At 72.6% G+C, this 18,969-nt stretch carries 16 protein-coding genes; 8 read left to right on the top strand and 8 right to left on the bottom strand.

Features of this window, described 5'->3' with window-relative positions:
• Positions 1–16: 16 nt before the first annotated feature.
• Both DEJ09_RS16635 and DEJ09_RS16640 read right to left on the bottom strand, forming a co-directional pair.
• Positions 17–1,768: a dihydroxyacetone kinase family protein gene (locus tag DEJ09_RS16635; protein ID WP_111089300.1), complete on the bottom strand. Its 1,752-nt coding sequence runs from the start codon at positions 1,766–1,768 to the stop codon at positions 17–19.
• Positions 1,765–3,183: an MFS transporter gene (locus DEJ09_RS16640; RefSeq protein WP_110865572.1), complete on the bottom strand. Its 1,419-nt coding sequence runs from the start codon at positions 3,181–3,183 to the stop codon at positions 1,765–1,767. The genes DEJ09_RS16635 and DEJ09_RS16640 overlap by 4 nt, the downstream gene beginning before the upstream one ends.
• A gap of 216 nt (positions 3,184–3,399) precedes the next feature.
• Between DEJ09_RS16640 and DEJ09_RS16645 the strand changes: the two genes are divergently transcribed.
• The gene (locus DEJ09_RS16645; RefSeq protein WP_111089301.1) at positions 3,400–4,149 is read left to right on the top strand and encodes a FadR/GntR family transcriptional regulator; all 750 of its coding nucleotides are present in this window, start codon (positions 3,400–3,402) and stop codon (positions 4,147–4,149) included.
• A 128-nt stretch (positions 4,150–4,277) separates the two neighbouring features.
• On the opposite strand, the gene DEJ09_RS16650 is transcribed toward DEJ09_RS16645, so the two are convergent.
• The 4 genes from DEJ09_RS16650 to DEJ09_RS16665 all read right to left on the bottom strand — a co-directional run bounded on the left by DEJ09_RS16650 (position 4,278) and on the right by DEJ09_RS16665 (position 8,808).
• Positions 4,278–5,165 carry a sugar phosphate isomerase/epimerase gene (locus tag DEJ09_RS16650; protein WP_111089319.1) on the bottom strand — a complete coding sequence of 296 codons (888 nt, stop codon included), beginning with the start codon at positions 5,163–5,165 and terminating at the stop codon, positions 4,278–4,280.
• A gap of 32 nt (positions 5,166–5,197) precedes the next feature.
• Positions 5,198–6,409 carry a DUF993 family protein gene (locus DEJ09_RS16655; RefSeq protein ID WP_111047761.1) on the bottom strand — a complete coding sequence of 404 codons (1,212 nt, stop codon included), beginning with the start codon at positions 6,407–6,409 and terminating at the stop codon, positions 5,198–5,200.
• Positions 6,406–7,611 (bottom strand): Gfo/Idh/MocA family protein, encoded by a 1,206-nt coding sequence (locus tag DEJ09_RS16660; protein ID WP_111089320.1) that lies wholly within the window; start codon positions 7,609–7,611, stop codon positions 6,406–6,408. The genes DEJ09_RS16655 and DEJ09_RS16660 overlap by 4 nt, the downstream gene beginning before the upstream one ends.
• Positions 7,612–7,740: 129 nt before the next feature.
• Positions 7,741–8,808 carry a LacI family DNA-binding transcriptional regulator gene (locus DEJ09_RS16665; RefSeq protein WP_111089302.1) on the bottom strand — a complete coding sequence of 356 codons (1,068 nt, stop codon included), beginning with the start codon at positions 8,806–8,808 and terminating at the stop codon, positions 7,741–7,743.
• Positions 8,809–9,054: 246 nt separating this feature from the next.
• Here DEJ09_RS16665 and DEJ09_RS16670 point away from each other — a divergent pair, with 246 nt between their 5' ends.
• The 6 genes from DEJ09_RS16670 to DEJ09_RS16695 all read left to right on the top strand — a co-directional run bounded on the left by DEJ09_RS16670 (position 9,055) and on the right by DEJ09_RS16695 (position 16,396).
• Positions 9,055–10,335 (top strand): extracellular solute-binding protein, encoded by a 1,281-nt coding sequence (locus DEJ09_RS16670; RefSeq protein WP_258371408.1) that lies wholly within the window; start codon positions 9,055–9,057, stop codon positions 10,333–10,335.
• A 128-nt stretch (positions 10,336–10,463) separates the two neighbouring features.
• Positions 10,464–11,438, top strand: a complete 975-nt coding sequence (locus tag DEJ09_RS16675) for a carbohydrate ABC transporter permease (RefSeq protein ID WP_220034952.1) — start codon at positions 10,464–10,466, stop codon at positions 11,436–11,438.
• Positions 11,435–12,340, top strand: a complete 906-nt coding sequence (locus tag DEJ09_RS16680; protein WP_258373936.1) for a carbohydrate ABC transporter permease — start codon at positions 11,435–11,437, stop codon at positions 12,338–12,340. Before DEJ09_RS16675 ends, DEJ09_RS16680 begins: the two co-directional genes overlap by 4 nt.
• The gene (locus tag DEJ09_RS16685) at positions 12,340–14,019 is read left to right on the top strand and encodes a hypothetical protein (protein ID WP_111089303.1); all 1,680 of its coding nucleotides are present in this window, start codon (positions 12,340–12,342) and stop codon (positions 14,017–14,019) included. Before DEJ09_RS16680 ends, DEJ09_RS16685 begins: the two co-directional genes overlap by 1 nt.
• 11 nt (positions 14,020–14,030) lie before the next feature.
• Entirely contained in the window at positions 14,031–15,914 is a 1,884-nt protein-coding gene (locus DEJ09_RS16690; protein WP_258373937.1) for a DUF6807 family protein, read from the top strand.
• Positions 15,911–16,396 (top strand): tetratricopeptide repeat protein, encoded by a 486-nt coding sequence (locus tag DEJ09_RS16695; RefSeq protein ID WP_111040129.1) that lies wholly within the window; start codon positions 15,911–15,913, stop codon positions 16,394–16,396. The genes DEJ09_RS16690 and DEJ09_RS16695 overlap by 4 nt, the downstream gene beginning before the upstream one ends.
• 6 nt (positions 16,397–16,402) lie before the next feature.
• On the opposite strand, the gene DEJ09_RS16700 is transcribed toward DEJ09_RS16695, so the two are convergent.
• Together DEJ09_RS16700 and DEJ09_RS16705 are read right to left on the bottom strand one after the other, a co-directional pair.
• Positions 16,403–16,615, bottom strand: coding sequence for a PLDc N-terminal domain-containing protein (locus DEJ09_RS16700; protein WP_258373938.1), 213 nt, complete (start codon positions 16,613–16,615; stop codon positions 16,403–16,405).
• 133 nt (positions 16,616–16,748) lie between these two features.
• Positions 16,749–17,654 (bottom strand): AraC family transcriptional regulator, encoded by a 906-nt coding sequence (locus DEJ09_RS16705; RefSeq protein WP_111089306.1) that lies wholly within the window; start codon positions 17,652–17,654, stop codon positions 16,749–16,751.
• Positions 17,655–17,764: 110 nt separating this feature from the next.
• On the opposite strand from DEJ09_RS16705, the gene DEJ09_RS16710 reads away from it, so the two are divergent.
• A complete protein-coding gene (locus tag DEJ09_RS16710; RefSeq protein WP_111089307.1) occupies positions 17,765–18,562 on the top strand; it encodes an SDR family NAD(P)-dependent oxidoreductase in 798 nt (265 codons plus the stop codon).
• Positions 18,563–18,969 lie beyond the last annotated feature (407 nt).

Below are 18,969 nucleotides of genomic sequence, written 5' to 3' on the forward strand. Positions count from 1 at the left end.
CCTTTCGTGGTGGGGGTCAGGCGGGGACGGCGATGGTCGCCAGGACCGCGGCGGTGATGAGCGCGAAGGAGATCGCGCCGGCGTCCGGTGTGCCGACGGCGTCCTCGCCGTGGGTGCGGGCGCGGCCCATCCGGGGCAACAGGTCGGCCGTGGCGTCCGCCGCGGTCTGTGCTGCAGCCGAGGCGGCCGACCAGGCGTCGACGAGTTCGTCACCGGCGTCGACCCGGGCGGAGAAGACCTGGTCGAACGGCACGAGCGCGTCGACCATCGTCTTGTCGCCGGGGACGGCCCCGAATGCCAGGACGGCTTCGGTGGCGGCGTGCACCGCGCTCTGGACGATGGCCGGCGACGGGCGTTCGTCGTCGCCGAGGACGCGACCCAGTGCCTCCAGGGCGGCACCCCAGATCGCACCGGACGTCCCACCGGCCTTGTCGGACCAGGCGTCTCCGGCGATCGCGAGGACCGAACCGGCACCGGCGCCACGGGCGGCGGCGTCCTGTGCCGCACGGTCGGCGGCGGTGGAGCCGCGCTGCATGCCGATGCCGTGGTCGCCGTCCCCGGCGACGGCGTCGATGCGGCCGAGCTCGTCGGCGTGGTCGTCGATCGTGGCGCGGATCGCTGCGATCGCGCTCGCGACGCGGACTGCTGCAGCCTGGGACTCCTCGGTGCCGGGCGTCACGGGCACGACCACGCCGGCTTCGAGGACCTCGACCGGCACCGGCTGCTGCGGGACGGCGCCGCCCTTGCGGTAGGCGGGGGCATCGGCCGGTGCTGCCCAGAGCTGCTCGAGTTCGTCGTCGAGCCAGAACAGGGTGAGCGAGACGCCCGCCATGTCGAAGCTCGTGACGAGTTCGCCGACCTCGGGCTCGACGACGACGATGCCGGCGTCGGTGAGCTTCCGCTGGACGGCGCCGAAGACGACGAAGAGTTCCTCGTACTTGACGGAGCCGAGGCCGTTGAGGATGGGGACGACGCGGGGGCCGGGGCGTGCTGTCGTGCCGTCTGGTGCGGTGCCGGTGCCGGTCCCGTCGGGTCGCTCGGTGAGGAGTTTGTCGACGAGCAGGTCGGCCAGGCCGTCCGCGGTGGGGACGTCGGCCTCGGCGATGCCGCGTTCGCCGTGGATGCCCATGCCGATGGCCATTCGCCCCTCGGGGACGGTGAAGAGCGGCTCGTCGGCGCCGGGCAGGGAGCAGCCCGAGAACGCGACCCCGAAGCTGCGGGTGCGGTCGTTGGCGCGGGTCGCGATCGCGGTGACTGCGTCGAGGTCGTCGCCGCGTTCCGCGGCCGCGCCTGCCACCTTGAACACGCAGAGGTCCCCTGCGATGCCGCGGCGCTTGTGTGCCTGGTCGGCGGGCGCGGACGCGACGTCGTCGGTCACGCGGACCGTGCGGACGTCGATTCCCTGTGCCTCGAGTGCCCGTGCCGCCGCGTCGAAGTTGAGGACGTCACCGGCGTAGTTGCCGTAGCTCAGCAGCACGCCCCCACCGTGCTCGGACGCCTTCGCGACCGCGGTGACCTGCTGGGCGCTCGGGCTGGCGAACAGGTTGCCCATCGCGGCACCGGCCGCCAGGCCGTGCCCGACGAGGCCGCCGAAGGCCGGGTAGTGGCCGGAGCCACCGCCGACGACGAGCGCGACGGTGCCCTCGGGGCTGGTGGTGGAGCGGGCGACCCCGCCGTGCACCCTGCGCACCCGGGCGCGGTTGGCGGCGACGAAGCCGTCCACCATCTCGTCGGCGAAGTCCGCCGGGTCGTTGAACAGGCGGGTCATGCGCCGGCCTCCTTCGCGATGGCGGTCGGTCCGTCCGTGGCGGCGACCGCGGTGTCGGCTTCGGACGCCGCGGCAGCTGCTTCGTTGCGCTTCGTGTTCCGGCCGAGCACGAACATCAGCACGCTCGACAGCACCATGAAGAAGCCGACGATGAACATCGGCACCTGGTACCCGCCGGTCCACTCGCTGACGGCACCCGTGATGTACGGGGCGGCGAACCCACCGAGGTTGCCGACGGTGTTGATGAGGGCGACCCCCGCGGCTGCGGCAGCACCGGTCAGGAACTGCGTCGGGACCGTCCAGAAGTTCGGCAGGGCCGCGAAGATCGCACACGCGGTGATCGCGATGACCGCGACGGTGGCGGCCGGGCTGTTCATGTAGAGCGCGACGGGGATGCTCAGGCCACCGACCAGGGCCGGGACGGCGATGTGCCAGACCCGGACGCCACGACGGAAGGCGTCACGCGACCAGAAGTACAGGACGACCGCGGCCGGCACGTACGGGATGGCCGTGATGAGGCCCTTCTGGAACAGGTCGAACGTGGTGCCGAACTGCTCCTGGAAGCCGTCGATGATCGTCGGCAGGAAGAAGCTGAGTGCGTAGAGGCCGTAGATGAAGCCGAAGTACACCGCGGCGAGCATCCAGACGCGGCCGGAGCCGAAGGCCGCACGCAGGCCGCCCTTGCCGTGGCCGTCGCCGCCGCCCTTCGCGGCGCTCTCGGCAGCGAGCGTCGTCTCCAGCCAGACCTTCTCGTCCTCGTCGAGCCACTTCGCCTGGGACGGCTTGTCCTTGAGGACGAAGAGGCACAGGACGCCGACGATGATCGCCGGGATCGAGACGCAGAGGAACATGAAGCGCCATCCGGCCAGGCCGCCGAGGATCCCCTCGTGGGTCATCAGCCAGCCGGCGAGCGGGGAACCGATGACGCTCGTGAGCGGCTGCGCCAGGTAGAAGAGCGCGAGCATCTTGCCGCGGTGCCGGGCCGGGACCCACGTCGACAGGAACAGGATCGCACCGGGGAAGAAGCCGGCCTCGGCGATGCCGAGCAGGAAGCGCAGGCCGACGAGCTGCGGGTAGTTCTGCACCCACGTGAAGAGCAGGGACACGATGCCCCACGTGATCATGATGCGGGCGAGCCAGATCCGGGCGCCGAACTTGTGCAGCGCCAGGTTGGACGGCACCTCGAGCACGAGGTAGCCGATGAAGAACACACCGGACGCGAAGCCGAACTGGGCGGCGGTCAGGCCGAGGTCGGCCTCCATGCCGTTGGGGGCGGCGAAGGAGATCGCGGTGCGGTCGAGGAAGTTGATGAAGAACATCAGTGCCACGAACGGCACGATGCGGATCGCGATCTTGCGGATGGCCGTCTTCTCGACGACCGAGGTGGGGATGCCTCGCGTGGCGGGGATGTCCACGATGACTCCTGCTCGGTGGGGGTGGTACGACTCCCGTCCTGGCGGCTGCGCCGGGATGGTCCGTGCTGCTGCGCGGATCGGGAGCGGGCGCATCGGTGCGCCTGATCCAGTGTGCGTCGCGCTCGGCCGACTTGTCAACCGGTTGACCATTCCGCGCGCTCGGCGCCTCGGCGCTGCTCTCGCCGCAACCGGTTGACCGACCGGTACGCTCACTGCATGCCCGCGTTCAGCCCGGACGACCCCCTCAACATCCGACTCGAACTCGAGTCCGTGCCCGTCGGGTCCCCCGCCTCGGTGGTCGCCCGACAGCTCGTCTCGCTGCTCACCGCCGGCGAGCTGGCCCCCGGCTCACGGCTGCCCTCGGAGCGGGTCCTGTCCGAGCGGCTCGGGGTCGGACGCTCTGCCGTCCGCGAGGCCCTCGCCGCCCTCGAGATCCTGGGCATCGTGCAGATCCGCCCCGGCTCGGGCACCTACCTGCGCGGAGGCACCTCGGACCTGCTCCCGACGACCCTGTCGTGGGGTCTGATGCTCGCCTCGAACCGCACCCGCGAACTGCTCGAGATCCGGTCCTCGCTGGAGCGCACGGCCGCGATCCTCGCCGCGCAGCGCGCCACCGACGAGCAGATCACCGAGCTCGGTGAGTACCTGGTCCGGCAGGAGGCGACGCTCGACGACCCGCAGGCCTTCATCGACGCCGACGTCCGGTTCCACGTCCTGCTGGCGCGTGCGTCGGGCAACGACGTGCTCGCCGACCTGCTGCAGAGCCTGCGCTCGATGCTGAGCGTCTGGGTCGCGCGGCGCGTGCAGACCCGGCAGGCGACCGAGGCCGCGTTCCACGAGCACCGCGCGGTCTTCGAGGCCTTGCGCGTCCGCGACGTGTCCGCCGTGCAGCGCGCGATGGACGCGCACATGGCCACGGCGAGCGCCCGCATCGAGCACGCCGAGCCGCTGCCCGCCGACGAGTAGGGGGCGCGCGCTTCGTGAGCAGGAATGGTCGGGTCCGTCGAGCCGACCCGACATCTTCTGCTCACGATCGGGTCGGACGGGAGGCCCGGGTCGCGCCCGCCCCGCACCGTGCGAGAGCAGCGCCCGCCTCAGCGCGGGAGCGGGACCGCTTCAGCGAAGGACGCCACGACGCGGGCGACGACCTCGGCGGGCGGGGTGTCCCAGATCGCCTGGTTGAAGAGCTCGACCTCGACGTCGCCGGAGTAGCCGGCGCCCATCACCGCATCGGTCACCGGCCCGAAGTCGACGTGCCCGTCGCCCGGGTAGCCGCGTGAGAGCAGCGGGTCGGCCGCGATCGGGGTGGTCCAGTCGCACACCTGGTACGACGCGATCCGGCGGGCGGCACCGGCCCGGGCGATCGAGGCCGCGAGCGCCGGGTCCCACCAGACGTGGAAGGTGTCGACGACGACGCCGACGGCCGCTGCCGGGAACGGGGCCGCCAGGTCGAGGGCCTGTGCGAGCGTCGACACCACGGCGCGGTCGGCGGCGTACATCGGGTGCAGGGGTTCGACGGCGAGCTGCACGCCGGTGTCGAGTGCGTGCGGCACGAGGGCGGCGAGGGCGTCCGCCACCCGCGCACGCGCACCGCCGAGGTCGCGCGAGCCCGCTGGCAGGCCGCCTGCGACGAGCACGAGGACGGGCGCCGACCCCGGAGCACCCGCGGCGGCCAGGGCGGCGGTCTCGTCGATCGCCCGGCGGTTGTCGTCGAGTGCCCGCTGCCGTGCGGCCCCCTCGGGCAGGGTGAAGAACCCGCCACGGCAGTGCGACGACACCCGGAGCCCGGAGTCGGCGACCCGCCGCACGGCCTCGGCGAGCCCGAGCTCGGCGACGGGTTCGCGCCAGGTGCCGATCGCCCCGACCCCGGCACGGCGGACCGTGTCGAGCGCCTCGGGCAGGGTCGCGTACTTGATCGTCGCCTGGTTGACGGACAGCCGCGGGTGCGGTGCGGGTGAGCCCGGCGCCGCCGGCGCGACCACCCCGGCCTGCCCAGCCGCGCCGACCGGCGTGCTCACGCGACCACCCCGGCGGCGGTGCGGTCGACGGCGGGTGGGGCGGGCCTCCCGGCGGTCGTCTCCACCCCGTTGACCGCGAGCAGGGCGTGCCAGCGCGCGGCGGCGAGGTCCGGGGCCTGCAGGGCGCCGCAGGCGTTCGCGAGCCGGACCGTCTCGGACAGGTGCGACAGCGAGCGGCCGGCGTGCTGGCCACCGACCATGGCGAAGGCCGGCTGGTGCCCGTTCAGCCAGGCGAGGAACGCGATGCCGGTCTTGTAGTGCCAGGTGGGGGCGCTGAAGAGGTGTCGGGACAGGGCCTCGGTCGGCCCGAGCAGCGCGCGGTAGGCGGCTTCGTCGGGCAGGGCGCGCACGGCGGCCGAGGCGAGCGGTGCGATCGCGGCGAAGGCCCCGAGCAGGGCGTCGGAGTGCACGCCGTCGCGGTCCGCGATCAGGTCGACGTAGTGGAAGTCGTCGCCCGTGAACATCCGGGCGGTCTCGGGCAGCCGGGCGCGGAGTGCCACCTCGGCCGTCGCGTCGAGCAGGCTCATCTTGATGCCGGATATCCCCGGCCCGGCGTCGAGCATGATGTCGAGCACCGTGTCGGGGCCCAGGTGCCCGCCGAAGTACCCGGCGAGGGCGGGGTCGAACGCCTCCCCCAGCCAGTGCAGGACGACGGGGGCGCTGGCCCGCTCGACGACCCGACGGTAGACGCGGCGGTAGGTGTCCGGATCGTCCAGCGCGAGTCGTGCCAGGTGGCGGCTGGCCATCAGGACCACGCCCGCCCCGGCGTCCTCGGCGTGGTGGAGCTGCCGGGCGTAGGCGTCGACGACCTGCTGCTCGGTGACGGGTTCGTCGGGCAGGTCGTCGGTGTTCACGCCGACGACGATGCGGCCGCCGACCGACTGCGCCTCGCGGGCGGAGCGCGTCACGAGCTCGCGGGTCGCCGCCGGGTCCAGTCCCATGTTCCGCTGCGCGGTGTCCATCGCGTCCGCCACACCCAGCCCCCACGACCACAGGTGGTGCCGGAACGCCAGGGTGGCGTCCCAGTCGAGGTCGGCCGGAGCACCAGGGGTGTTGTCGGCCGCGACCCGTGGGACGACGTGGGCGGCCGCGTAGACGATGCGCTCGGTGAGCGGTGCCGCGGGCACGGCAGTGGCGTCGACGGCCGGTGCGCCCAGCGGCGTCCGGCTCGTGGTGCCGTCGGGCGCCAGCAGGGTCAGGTCCGTCATGCGGACGCCCCGACGGTCTCGGTGCGCTGGGCGACCTCCGGCGTCTCGACCGGGAGGCGCGGCTCGGCCCCGGCGGGCAGGGTCAGCTCCGGCAGGTCCACACGCCGGCCCTCGGCGCTGGAACGCAGACCGGCTTCCGCCAGCGCCACGCCGCGGGCACCGGACAGCAGGTCGTAGGGGTGCGGGCGCCCGGCGACGAGGTCCTGCAGGAAGTCCTCCCACTGGGCGCGGAACCCGTTGCCGTAGACCTCGTTGGCGGGGACCTCGAGCCACTGGCTGCGGTAGTCGGCATCGTCGCGCAGATCGGGGTTCCAGACGGGCTTCGGCGTCGCCGTGCGGGGCTGGATCCGGCAGCCGAACAACCCCACCACCGCGCTGCCGTCGGTGCCGTCGACCTGGAACTCGACGAGCTCGTCGCGGTCCACCCGGACGGCCCAGCTCGAGTTGATCTGCGCCGTGACGCCGCCGGCCAGGTCGAACACGCCGTACGCGGCGTCGTCGGCGGTCGCCGGGTAGGGCACGCCCTGCTCGTCGGTGCGCTGCTCGATGTGCGTGACGGCGCGGGCGTAGACGGACTCGACGCGGCCGAACAGCTGCTCGAGCACGTAGTTCCAGTGCGGAAACATGTCGACGACGATGCCGCCACCGTCCTGCCGGCGGTAGTTCCAGCTCGGGCGCTGCGCCGACTGCCAGTCCCCCTCGAACACCCAGTACCCGAACTCGCCGCGGACGCTCAGCACCCGGCCGAAGAACCCGGAGTCGAGCAGGCGACGGAGCTTCCGCAGCCCGGGCAGGTAGAGCTTGTCGTGCACGACGCCGTTCGGGACGCCGGCCTCGGCCGCGAGCCGGGCGAGTTCGAGGGCCTCGGCGGAGGTCTCGGCCGTCGGCTTCTCGGTGTAGACGGCCTTGCCTGCGGCGATCGCGCGGCGCAGCGCGTCGGCACGGGCACTCGTCACGGCGAAGTCGGCGAAGACCTGCCAGCGGGGATCCGCCAGGGCGGCGTCGAGGTCGGTGGTCCAGTGCTGCAGGCCGTGGCGGGTCGCGATCTCCTGGAGCGTGGTTGCGTTCCGACCGACGAGCATCGGTTCGAGCTGCACGCGCGTGCCGTCGGGCAGCAGCAGGCCGCCGTCGTCGTCGCGGATCGCCAGGATCGACCGAACCAGGTGCTGCCGGTAGCCCATGCGCCCGGTGACGCCGTTCATGATGATGCCGATGGTGCGCGTGGTGGTCAACGCGTGCTCCCTTGCTCGCTGTGGCCCGCTCTCCGTCGTCGTGGAAAGCGCTTGCCGGAACCGTACACCACGGCGCGCGTCGGGTGCGCGGTGACGAGGTCAGCGGGCGGTGCTCGCGCGCAGGACGACCTCGCCGTCGACGGCACCGTCGGCCTCGAGCCCGAGTGCGCGGCGGACGGCCCGCTCGCCGATCTCCTCGAGCGGCAGCCGCACCGTGCTGAGCGCCGGCACGACGTCGGCGAGCATCCGCACGTCGTCGAACCCAGCCACGCCGACGTCCACCCCGGGCACGAGCCCGCGCTCGCGGATCGCCGCGACCGCCCCGACGGCCATCAGGTCGGTGACCGCGAAGACGCACCGGGGCACCGCGGCCCCACCTTCGGCGGCACGATCCAGCAGCGACACCATCGCCCGGTACCCCCCGTCGCGCGTGAACTCGGAGGGCACCACGTCGTCGTCGGGCACGCGCAGACCGTGGGCCGCGAGGCCGGCGACGAACCCCTCGACCCGGGCGTGGGCGGTGACGAGGTCCGGGTCGCCGGCGAGCACGGCGAACGAGTCGTGCCCCTGATCGACCAGTGCCCCGGCGAGCGCCGCGGCCCCGCCGAGGTTGCGGATCACGACGCCGTGCACGCCCGGGACGCCCGCTGCGGCGCCGTCCAGGTCGGACACGAGCGCCGACACTCCCGCCCCCGCGGCGACGAGGCCACCGACCGCCGCCGCGACCTCGGAGGGTCCGGAGCCCGTCGCGGGTCCGGAGCCGATCCCGAGCCGACGGCTGACCGCCAGCACGACGGCTCGCGGGCGGAGTCCGGCGACCACGTCGAGCACCGCCACTTCGCGCGACGGGTCGCCGCCGGTGGAGGTGATCGTGACGACGAGCCCGGCGTCGTCGGCGGCGCGGATGGCACCGGCGGCGATCGCGGCGAAGTACGGGTCGGCGATGTCGCCGACGACGAGCGCCAGGGTCGTGGTCGACCCCCGAGCGACGGCCTGCGCCTGCACGTTGGCGGTGTAGCGCAGGGCCCGGGCGGCGGCGCGCACCCGGTCCACCGACTCCTGCCGGACCTTGCGGGTGCTGCCGTTGAGCGCCCGCGAGGCGGTCGCGAGCGACACCCCTGCCCGCTCGGCCACGTCGGCCAGGGTGACGGTGCCTCGCTCGGGCATGTCGTGCCTCCAGTCAGGGTCCGCGCCGTGCGCGGCCTGTGGCGAGGATAGCGATTTCCCGCCGGCCAGGGCGGGGTTCCGAGCGGCTGGTCTCGCCGTCGAGACCGCAGGTCACGTTGTCAGAACAACGCTCAGGAAAGCGCTTGCCAGAACAGCGGGGGTCGTGTAGACCTGGGGTCCTCGGCCGAGACACCCCGAACGCTCGCCCACGGCAGATGCACGTGGTCCCGAACGAAAGCAGTGACGATGAAGTCATCCAAGAGAATGCTCGCACTCGCCGGCGGGATCGCCGCGCTCGCGCTCCTGAGCGGCTGCGCCTCCGGCGGGTCCGGGGACGGCGGCAAGGTGGACGAGCTGACCTTCTGGCTCTCCACCTCGTCCGCGCAGGAGAAGGGCTACCAGGACCTCGCGACCGCCTACGAGAAGCAGACCGGCGTCGCGGTGAAGATCGTGAACCTGCCGTACGACGGCCTGCAGACCAAGCTGCGCGAGTCGGCGCAGGCGAACTCGCTGCCCGACGTGGTGCGGGCCGCGGGCATCGACCCGATCTGGAGCGGCAAGACCGTCGACCTCGCCTCGATCGTCAGTGACAAAGCGAACGGGATCGACCAGGACCTCATCGCGAAGGATGAGGACGGCAAGGTCACCTCGATCCCGTCCGATGTCACCGCGGCCGGACTGTTCGTGAACAAGTCGCTGTTCGACAAGGCCGGCGTCGCGTACCCGACCGACCCCGCGAAGGCGTGGACGTGGAGCGAGTTCCTCGACGCCGCCGACAAGGTGAAGGCCGACACCGGCGCCAAGTACGACCTGGTGTTCGACTCGTCGCCGTCGCGCCTGCGGGCCTACATGTTCACCAAGGGCACCGACTTCATGCAGCAGGAGAAGGACGGTTCCTTCCCCACCGACGCGAAGACCGTCGACGCCCTGCAGGACTTCGCCGACATGAACGACGACTCGGTCATGCCGAAGTCGGTGTGGACGAGCGGCCAGGACCCGAACGCCCTGTTCAAGAGCGGCCAGGTCGTGGCGTACTTCTCCGGTGTCTGGCAGTCGTCGGACTTCGCGTCGAACATCACCGACTTCGACTGGGCCAGCGCCGCCACCCCGGCCGACCCGACCCACGCCACCGAGATCAACTACGGCGGCAACATCGTCGGGTTCGAGAACTCCGATACCCGCGGCGCCGCCGCGAAGAAGTTCATCGACTACATGTACGACCCGACGAACTACGCGAAGCTCGTGACCACCAACGGGTTCCTGCCGGTCGAGTCCGGACTGGACATCACCTACCCGTTCAAGTCGCAGGCAGCCAAGGACTCCTTCGCGCTGTACCAGAAGGAGATCGAGGCGGCCGACCCGATCTCGAGCTCGTACGCCAAGGCAGCGTCGGAGTGGGCGGTCGAGGGCAAGGAGATCGGCACCGACCCGACCACGGCCGAGGTCGGCAAGCTCATCAACGGGCAGCAGTCGGCCAAGGAGACGCTCGACACGATCACGAAGTACTACGAGGAGCACGTGGGGTGACGGAACGGGGCCGGGCGTGGACGCGCCCGGCCCGAGCCCCGCGTCCCGCGCCCCGCGTCCCGCGCCCCGCGCCCCGCGCCCCGCGCCCTGTCCGCTCCCCCCGCAAGCGACGAACGAAGAGGATCATCGTGAGCATCCCCACCGCAGCCGGTGACGTGCAGACCGCCGTCCCCATCCCGGTGCCGCCCCGCCGGCCCGGAGCCGCGAAGACGACGAAGCGCCGCCGCTCCGGCGTCAGCAAGCCCGTCCTCGCCCCGATCCTGTTCGTCAGCGTGAACGCCGTCCTGTTCGTGGTGTTCTTCGTGTGGCCCGCCGTGATCGGCCTCGGCTACTCGTTCACCGACTACAACGGCGTCGTCGACCCGAAGTTCGTCGGCCTGGCGAACTACTTCGAACTGTTCGCCGACGACACCTTCTACGCCGCCCTCGGTCGCACCTTCCTGTACGCGATCGTCGCCGTGCCGCTCGGCTTCGTCCTGTCGCTCTCGATGGCGCTCATGCTCACGAGCCCCGCGGCGAAGGGCCGGAGCGTCGCCCGCATCGTGTTCTTCGTCCCGTGGCTCATCTCCCCCATCGTCACCGGTGTGATCTGGCGGTGGATGTTCGGCGAGAACTTCGGGTTGGCCAACTTCGTCATCGAGTCCCTGGGCGGCAAGGCCGTCCCGTGGCAGTCGAACGCCGACCTGTCGCTGCTGGTCGTCGTCTTCGCCACCGCATGGGCAGGGGCGGCGTTCAACATGCTGCTGTTCGTCGCTGCGATCCGGAACGTCCCGCAGTCGTACTACGAGGCCGCGTCGCTCGACGGCGCCGGCGCCTGGCACCAGTTCCGCTACATCACCCTGCCGAGCATCGCGCCGACGTCGTTCATCGTGATCCTGCTGTCGTCACTCAGTGCGTTCAAGGAGTTCGCCACCGTGCAGGCGCTCAACGGCGGCGGCCCCGGCACCGACAACAACCTGCTGGTGCAGTACATCTACACGAACGGGTTCCAGAACGCCCACATCGGCTACGCGAGCGCGGCGTCGATGGTCCTCATGCTCATCCTCATGGCCATCGCGCTGATCCAGCTGGCCGTGAACCGCCGGACGGAGTCACGTCGATGACCGCCACGCTCCCCACCGAGACCGACAAGACCGGAAGCGGCCGTCGGGCCGGACGGGCCGGCCGCTCGAAGGCGGTGGACACCACGCCGCGTCCCCAGGCCATCGCCGCCACGGCCCTGCTCTGGGTGTTCATCATCGCGTTCGGGTTCCCGGTGCTGTGGTTCGTGCTCAGCGCGTTCAAGCCGGGCGGCGAGCTGTTCTCGTACCCGCTCACCCTGCTGCCGAAGAACTGGTCGGTCGAGGGCTTCGCCGAGGCGTGGTCCAGCTACGACTTCGCCCAGTACTTCGGCAACACCGTGATCGTCGCCCTGGTCACCACGGTGCTGACGGTCCTGGCGAGTGCGGCCACCGGGTACGCGCTGGCGAAGTACGACAACCGGTGGCTGAAGGTGTTCTTCGTCTGCATCCTCGCCACGACGATGCTCCCCACCGAGGTGATCCTCGCTCCGACGTTCATCGTCATCCGCGACCTCGGCATGTACGACTCGCTGGCCGGCATCATCGTGCCGTCGGTGATCACGGCCACCGGCATCTTCATGTTCCGGCAGTTCTTCATCACCGTGCCGGACGACCTGGTCGAAGCGGCCCGGATCGACGGTGCGAGCGAGTTCGGGATCTTCTGGCGGATCATGCTGCCGATCTCCCGCCCGATCATGCTGACGCTCGCGATCTTCTCGTTCCAGTGGCGGTGGAACGACTACATCTGGCCGCTCCTGGTGCTCAACGACCCGAAGCAGTTCACGATCCAGATCGCCCTGCAGAGCATCGTCGGTGCCGAGAACGTGAACTGGACGGTCCTGCTCGGTGCCTCCGTCATCTCGATCATCCCGCTCGTGCTGCTCTACCTGGTGTTCCAGAAGTACGTGAACGGCGCCGACCTCAACGCGGGTCTGAAGGACTGATGGGGTTCCTCGACCTGGCCGGCACGGCTGCCGACGCCGAGGTCGCCCGCCTGCGGCTGGCCGACGACGACCCGGCCACGCTGCAGCACCGGGAACTGATGGCGCGTGCGCTCGCGTTGGTCGGCGCGTGGGTCCGGCAACGGCCTGGAGGCCCGGCTCACCCCGCAGACGACGACCTCGCCACCGCGCACGGCTGGGTCCGGCACCTCGCGACCCGGCAGTCGCCCGGCGGCACGTTCGTCGGCGGCGACAACGTGCTCTCCCCGCCGGACTCCGCGTTCACCGTCAACGACGTCTGCGACGCCCTCGAACTGCTCGCACCGCACCGGGCGACGGTGCCGGCAGCGGCCGCGCTGGCCGACGACCTCGACGCGATCGTGCACCGGGCGACCCCCGCACTGCTCACCGGTGGGGTGCACACCCCGAACCACCGGTGGGAGATCGCAGCCGCCCTCGCCCGGGTGCACCGACTCCACCCGGCGGCGGCACTGCTGGACCGCATCGACGCGTGGCTGGCCGAAGGGCCGGACATCGACGCCGACGGTCTGTGGTCGGAGCGGAGCCCGAACTACGCGTCCGCCGTGTCCGGGCCGTCGTTCCTGGTGCTCGCCGCCGTGCTCGACCGACCCGCCCTGCTCGACCCGGTGCGCCGCTCGCTCGACGCCACGCTCGCGCTCCTGCTGCCGGACGACACCGTCGAGACCGTGCAGTCCCGACGGCAGGACCAGTCACAGCCCTTCGGGATCGGGACGTTCGCGCCGCTGCTCTGGCACTTCGCGGTGCTCGACGGCCGGGGCGACCTGGCCGCGGTCGCCGCCCGCGCCGCCGTGGCCGAGACCTGGCAGCCCGCCGCCGTCGCCGCGCGGTCGATGACCGATCCACTGCTCGAGCGTCCGCTGCCGGAACCCGTCGCCCTGGCGCCGGCCGTGCACAGCTTCGCCGACGCACGGCTCGTGCACGTCCGCGAGCCCGACCGCAGTGTCGTGCTCTTCGCCGGTTCCGACGTCCCGGCACAGGGCCACGTGCGGTCGGGGCTGGCGAACAGCCCGACGTTCCTGCGGGTCGTCGTCGGGTCGGTCGTGCTGTCCGACGTGCGGCTCTCGCGGGAGTTCTTCGGCCTCGGACCGTTCCGACCGACCGCACTCGAGTCCCTGGGCGACGGACGGTTCCGGCTGACCGAGACCGTGTCCGCCGGCTACCACCAGCCACTGCCCGCGAGTGCTCGCCAGCCGGACGGCTGCTACCCGCTCGCCGACGAAGGCCGGTTCTCCGCCGCCATGTCGTTCGGCGCCCGGTCCGTCGACACGGTGGTCCTCAGCACGACCGTCGACGTCGCGGTGACCCCGGACGCCGTCGTCGTCGACGTCGTGACCGAGGGGGCCGAGGTGCCGTGGTCCCTGCAGCTGACGTTCCGCGCCGGGGGGACCCTCACGGGCGTCGAGACCGACGCCGTCACCGGGGAGCGGGTCCTGGCCGAGGGGACCGGCAGCTACCGCGTCGGGGCCGACGTCGTGACGTTCGGCCCGGGCAACGGCGCCGGTCCGGGCCAGCCGGCGCGCTACGCCCCGGGACAGGACTACGCGTTCCTCGGCGGGACCGACCGTCCGCAGGGTGAGCACGTCCACGTCACCGGGCGAGCCCCTGGCTCGACACGGATCGTGATCGGGACGGGCCGGTGACGCTGCCGGGCGTGGTGCTCGTCGGAGCCCGCGGCTACGGCCTGCACCACCGCGCGAACATCGACCGGCTCGTGGCAGCAGGGGTCTGCACGGTGACCGCCGTCGTCGACCCCGCGCTCGGCACGACCGCCGACGCCGGTGTGCCCGTTGTGGCCGACGTGGCAGCGGCGCGCAGGCTCGGACCGGTGGACGTCGTCGTCGTGGCGGCTCCGATCGCGGCGCACCTGCCGCTCACCCTCGATGCGCTCGACGCCGGCGCCGACGTGCTGCTCGAGAAGCCCCCGGTCACCACGCGCGACGCCCTCGACGTGCTGCTCGAGGCCGAACGTCGGACCGGCAGGGTCGTGCAGGTGGGGTTCCAGAGCCTCGGTTCCGCCGCGCTGCCGGCGTTCCGTGACGGGGCGCTCGTCGGTGCCGTCCGGTCTGCGGCCGCCGTCGGCACGTGGACCCGCGACCGGGCGTACTGGGACCGCTCCCCCTGGGCGGGGCGCCGTCGGGTCGGCGGCGTGGACGTGCTCGACGGCGTCGTCACCAACCCGCTCGCCCACGCCGTGGCGACGGCCCTGGCGCTCGTCGGGTGCCGCCGGACCGCCGACGTCGCGCGGGTCGAGGTCGAGTTGTACCGCGCGAACGCCATCGAGGGCGACGACACCTCGGCCGTCCGGGTGACCACGACCGCCGGCCTCGAAGCCGCTGCCGCGCTCACGCTCTGCGCCACGACCGAGGTCCCGCCGACCGTGCGGGTGCGGGGCGCGACGGGGGACGGCGTGCTGCACTACACGACGGACGACGTCACGATCGACGGCGCGACCACGCACCTGGAGCGCACCGACCTGCTCGAGAACCTGCTGGCGCACCGGTTGCGCGGCGACGAACTGCTCGTGCCGCTCGTCTCGACGGGAGCGTTCGTCGAGGTGCTCGAGGCGGTCCGCACGACCGAACCCGTGCAGCTCGACCACCCCTGGGTGACGTGGGAGGGCGAGGGGCCGACCCGGCGCCCCGTGGTGAGCGGCGTCGAGGCCACGATCGAGCGCACCGCCGACGCCCGCGCGCTGTTCTCGGAAGTCGGGGCACCGTGGGCGCACACGGCCCGCGACGAGACGCTGCAGGAGCTCCGCGTGGACGACGTCACGGTCGCCGTCGAACGCGACGGGGCCGGCACGATCGCCACGTCGTCCCCTCGGCCGTACCTGCACCTGGTCCGGACCCTCGGTGGCACCGTCGTCAGCGCGCACCACCCCGGCGACCACGACTGGCACTGCGGGGTCGGCGTCGCGATCCCCGACGTCGACGGCGTGAACTGCTGGGGCGGACGGACCTACGTCCACGGCCCCGGCTACGTCTGGCGCGACGACCACGGGTCGGTCGAGGTCGTGCACGCCGCGCAGCACGGACTCGGGTCGACGGAGGAGCTGGTCTGGCGGGGTCCGGACCGCGCGGTGGTCCTGCACGAGGACCGCACCCTGCGCTGGCGCTCGGTCGGAGCCGGGTGGGAACTGTCCTGGTCGTCGTCGTTCCGGGCCCCCGGTGACTCCCCCGTGCACCTCGGCGGCCCCGGCAGCAACGGCCGGACCGGAGCGGGCTACGGCGGCTTCTTCTGGCGGTTCCCCGAGTGCACGGGAGCGGTCATCCGGACCGCCGATGCCGAGGGCGAGGCCGCCGTGCACGGCTCGGTCGCACCCTGGATCGCCTGGTCGGCGGTGTTCGACGGCGGTCCGGCGACCATCCGCATCGAGGCCCTCGACCACCACGATCCCTGGTTCGTCCGCGCCGAGGAGTACCCCGCGATCGGCTCGGCCCTGGCGTGGGACTCCCCCGCCGTCGTGCAGCCCGGCGCACCGCTGGTCCGCTCGTTCCGCGCGACGATCACCGACGGCGGTACGCTCGCCGGATGAGCACCGGGGACTGGGAGTCACGCGTCGCGGCGCTGTGGGACGACGAGACGATCGACGATCAGCAGCGGATCGAGTGGATGCGCGACCTCGCCGCCGACGCTCCGCATCCCGCACTCGGCGCGTTCGAGCTCGGCGGCGCCTTCGACTCGGGCGGCCACGAGGCCGAGGCCGACGTGCAGTACGCCGCCGCGACCACGGCTGGCCTGGACGCCGTCGACCCAGATCGCGCCGCCAGGATGGTCGTCCAGCACGCCTCGACGCTCCGCAACCTCGGTCGGATCGACGAGGCCATCGCGATGCTCCGCGACGCGCCGGAGCACTCCGCCACCGGAGCGGCACCCAAGGTGTTCCTCGCGCTCGCCCTGCACAGCGCGGGACGCTCCGCCGAGGCCCTGCGCGTCGCGATCGAAGCCGTCGAGCCGACGCTCCCCCGGTACCACCGGTCCGTACGGGCCTACGCGGCGGCCCTCACCGAGGACTGACGCGCGTCAGGCGTTCCGGCGCTGGAGCGCGTCCGCAGCCTTGCCGAGCAGCCAGTTCACGGCCCACCCCAGCACGCCGATCACGGGCAGCGCGAGGATGATCACCGTCCACAGCACCTTGACCACCTGCGTCCGGCGACGGTCGCGCCAGACCTGCACCAGCGCCACGGCCTCGAGCGCCAGCAGCACGAGGAGCACCACGGCGTGTGCTCCCGACACGTTCGTCAACACGAGCGGTCCTCTCCGCGGCGACGGTCGTCGCCCGCATCGATGACAGTAGGGCCTGCCCGGACTCGCCCGCGTCATCCGTCCGACTGACCGCGCGGGGCGGTCTGACGATCACGCTGGCAGGTCAGGCGATCGCGACCTCGCCCCGCGCGAGCAGCTCGCGGGCCCGACCGGCATCGGCAGCCGGTGGCCGACCGTGCAGCGCGCGGTAGTCGCGCGAGAAGTGCGAGGCGCTCCGGTACCCCACCGCGACCGCAGCCTGTGCGGCGGTGTCACCGAGCACGATCATCCGCCGCCGGGCCTCTCCGAGCCGCAACCGCCGCAGGTACTGCACCGGGCTCATCCCGGTGACCTGCCGGAAGCGCGCGAACAGTGTCGACTCGCTCGTCCGGACCGCCGCGGCCAGGCCGGCCACCGACCACGGGTCCGCCAACCGGTCGGTGAGCAGGGCGGTGGCCGCTGCGACGACGTCGCCGTCGCGGTTGCCGATCGCGGCCAGGATGCGCGGTGCCTGGTCGGTCTGCAGCAGCCGGAGCACGACCTCGCGGGTGACGAGCGGGGCGAGGACCGCCATGTCCTCCGGAGCATCGAGCAGTCCGACGAGCCGGGCGAACGCGTCCGCCAGGGCTGGGGTCCAGCTGCCGAGTCGTGCCGGCGGCGCCTCGTCCTGGTGGGGGCGGGACATCGCCGTCGCGACCTCGGCGACCACCGCAGGGTCGAGCTGCCAGACGACCGCGACGAACCCCGCGGGTGGTTCGACCTCGACCACCCCGGCGATCACGGGCAGGTCGACGGGCGTGATGATGAAGCGCTCGCGGCCCCAGAGTTGGTCGTCGTCCCCGACGATGGACCGCTTCTGCCCCGCGAGCACCAGCGACACCGACGGCGTGTAGCGCTGGTACCCGAGGTCGGTCGGACGGTCCACCTGGGCCAGGCGGAGGCCGAGTCGTCCGGCGCGCTCCGTGTCGTCGAGGTGGGCGAGGACGCTCTGCAGCGCACGGTCCAGCCGGTCCGAGGTGACGTCGTCCATGTGCCCATTCTGTCGAGGCATCCGACGCGAGGGGTGCCCGTGCGGGATCCGGCAAGCACTCCGGAGTCCTGGGCAATCTCCACGAGGCACGCGGGACCGAGCATCGGAGCATGCAGACCAACGAAGCACTCCTCGACTCCCTGACCACCGACGACCGACTGGCCGGCCGGACCGCGCTGGTGACCGGCGCCTCGAGCGGCATCGGTGAAGCCGTCGCCCGTGTCCTCGCCGCCTCCGGCGCCACCGTCGCGGTCGCGGGCCGCGACCCGGAGCGCACGCAGGCAGTGGTGGACGCCATCACCGCGTCCGGAGGAACCGCCGTGGCCGTGATCGGCGACCTGAACACCCACCCCGATGCCGTCCGCGACCTCGCCGCCCGCGCCACCGAGGCCCTCGGCGGCCGGGTCGACGTCCTCGTCAACAACGCCGGCGTCTACCCGGTCGGCCCCACCGCACTGCTCGCCGACGACGACGCCGAAGCCCTCTGGGCCACGAACGTCCGCGCACCCCACGTGCTGGTCGGAGCGCTGGCGCCTGCGATGGTCGAACGCGGTTCGGGCGTCGTCGTGAACATCGGCTCGTGGATGTCCCGCGTCGGCGTCCCCTTCACGGCGCTGTACCCGGCGACGAAGGCGGCCGTCGAGCAGCTGACCCGGGCGTGGGCCGCCGAGTTCGGACCGCACGGCGTCCGGGTGTCGACCGTGTCGCCCGGGGCCACCGCGACGCCGGGCAACGCGGACTCGCACGACGTCCTCGCGCAGATGACGGCGGGCACCCCGGCCGGCGCACCCGTCCGGCCGGTCGACGTCGCGTTCGCCGTGCGCTGGCTGGCCTCCGACGAGGCGACCTTCGTGCACGGCGCCACCATCGACGTGGACGGCGGCCTCGCCGCAACCCGCCTCGGCTGAGCGCGCCCCCACGAGCGGGCGAAACACCCGGGTTCATGCGCGGAGGCACCCCGGCATTCCGCCCGCTCGGCAGCGTCACCCGCCCCGCGCGAACCCCCACCACCGCGAACGGGCGGAACACCCCGGTGGCCGCGCGGAACCACCCCGGCATTCCGCCCGCTCGGCAGCGCCAGCCGACGCGAGCGAACCCCCACCACCACGAACGGGCGGAACACCCGAGTCGGCTCGCGGAGGCACCCGGGCATTCCGCCCGCTCGGCGGGAGTCGGTCAGCCGGGCATCGGATCCGCGAGTGGTCACGACACACCGCTGGCAGGTGGCCGTGCGGTCACAGGCCGTCGCGCGGGAGCGCGTCAGCCGACGGGGCGTGACCGCTCGGCGGACGGCGTCGGCGCGGCGGTGGGCGCG

Source organism: Curtobacterium sp. MCLR17_055, from assembly GCF_003234305.1.
Lineage (GTDB): Bacteria > Actinomycetota > Actinomycetes > Actinomycetales > Microbacteriaceae > Curtobacterium > Curtobacterium flaccumfaciens.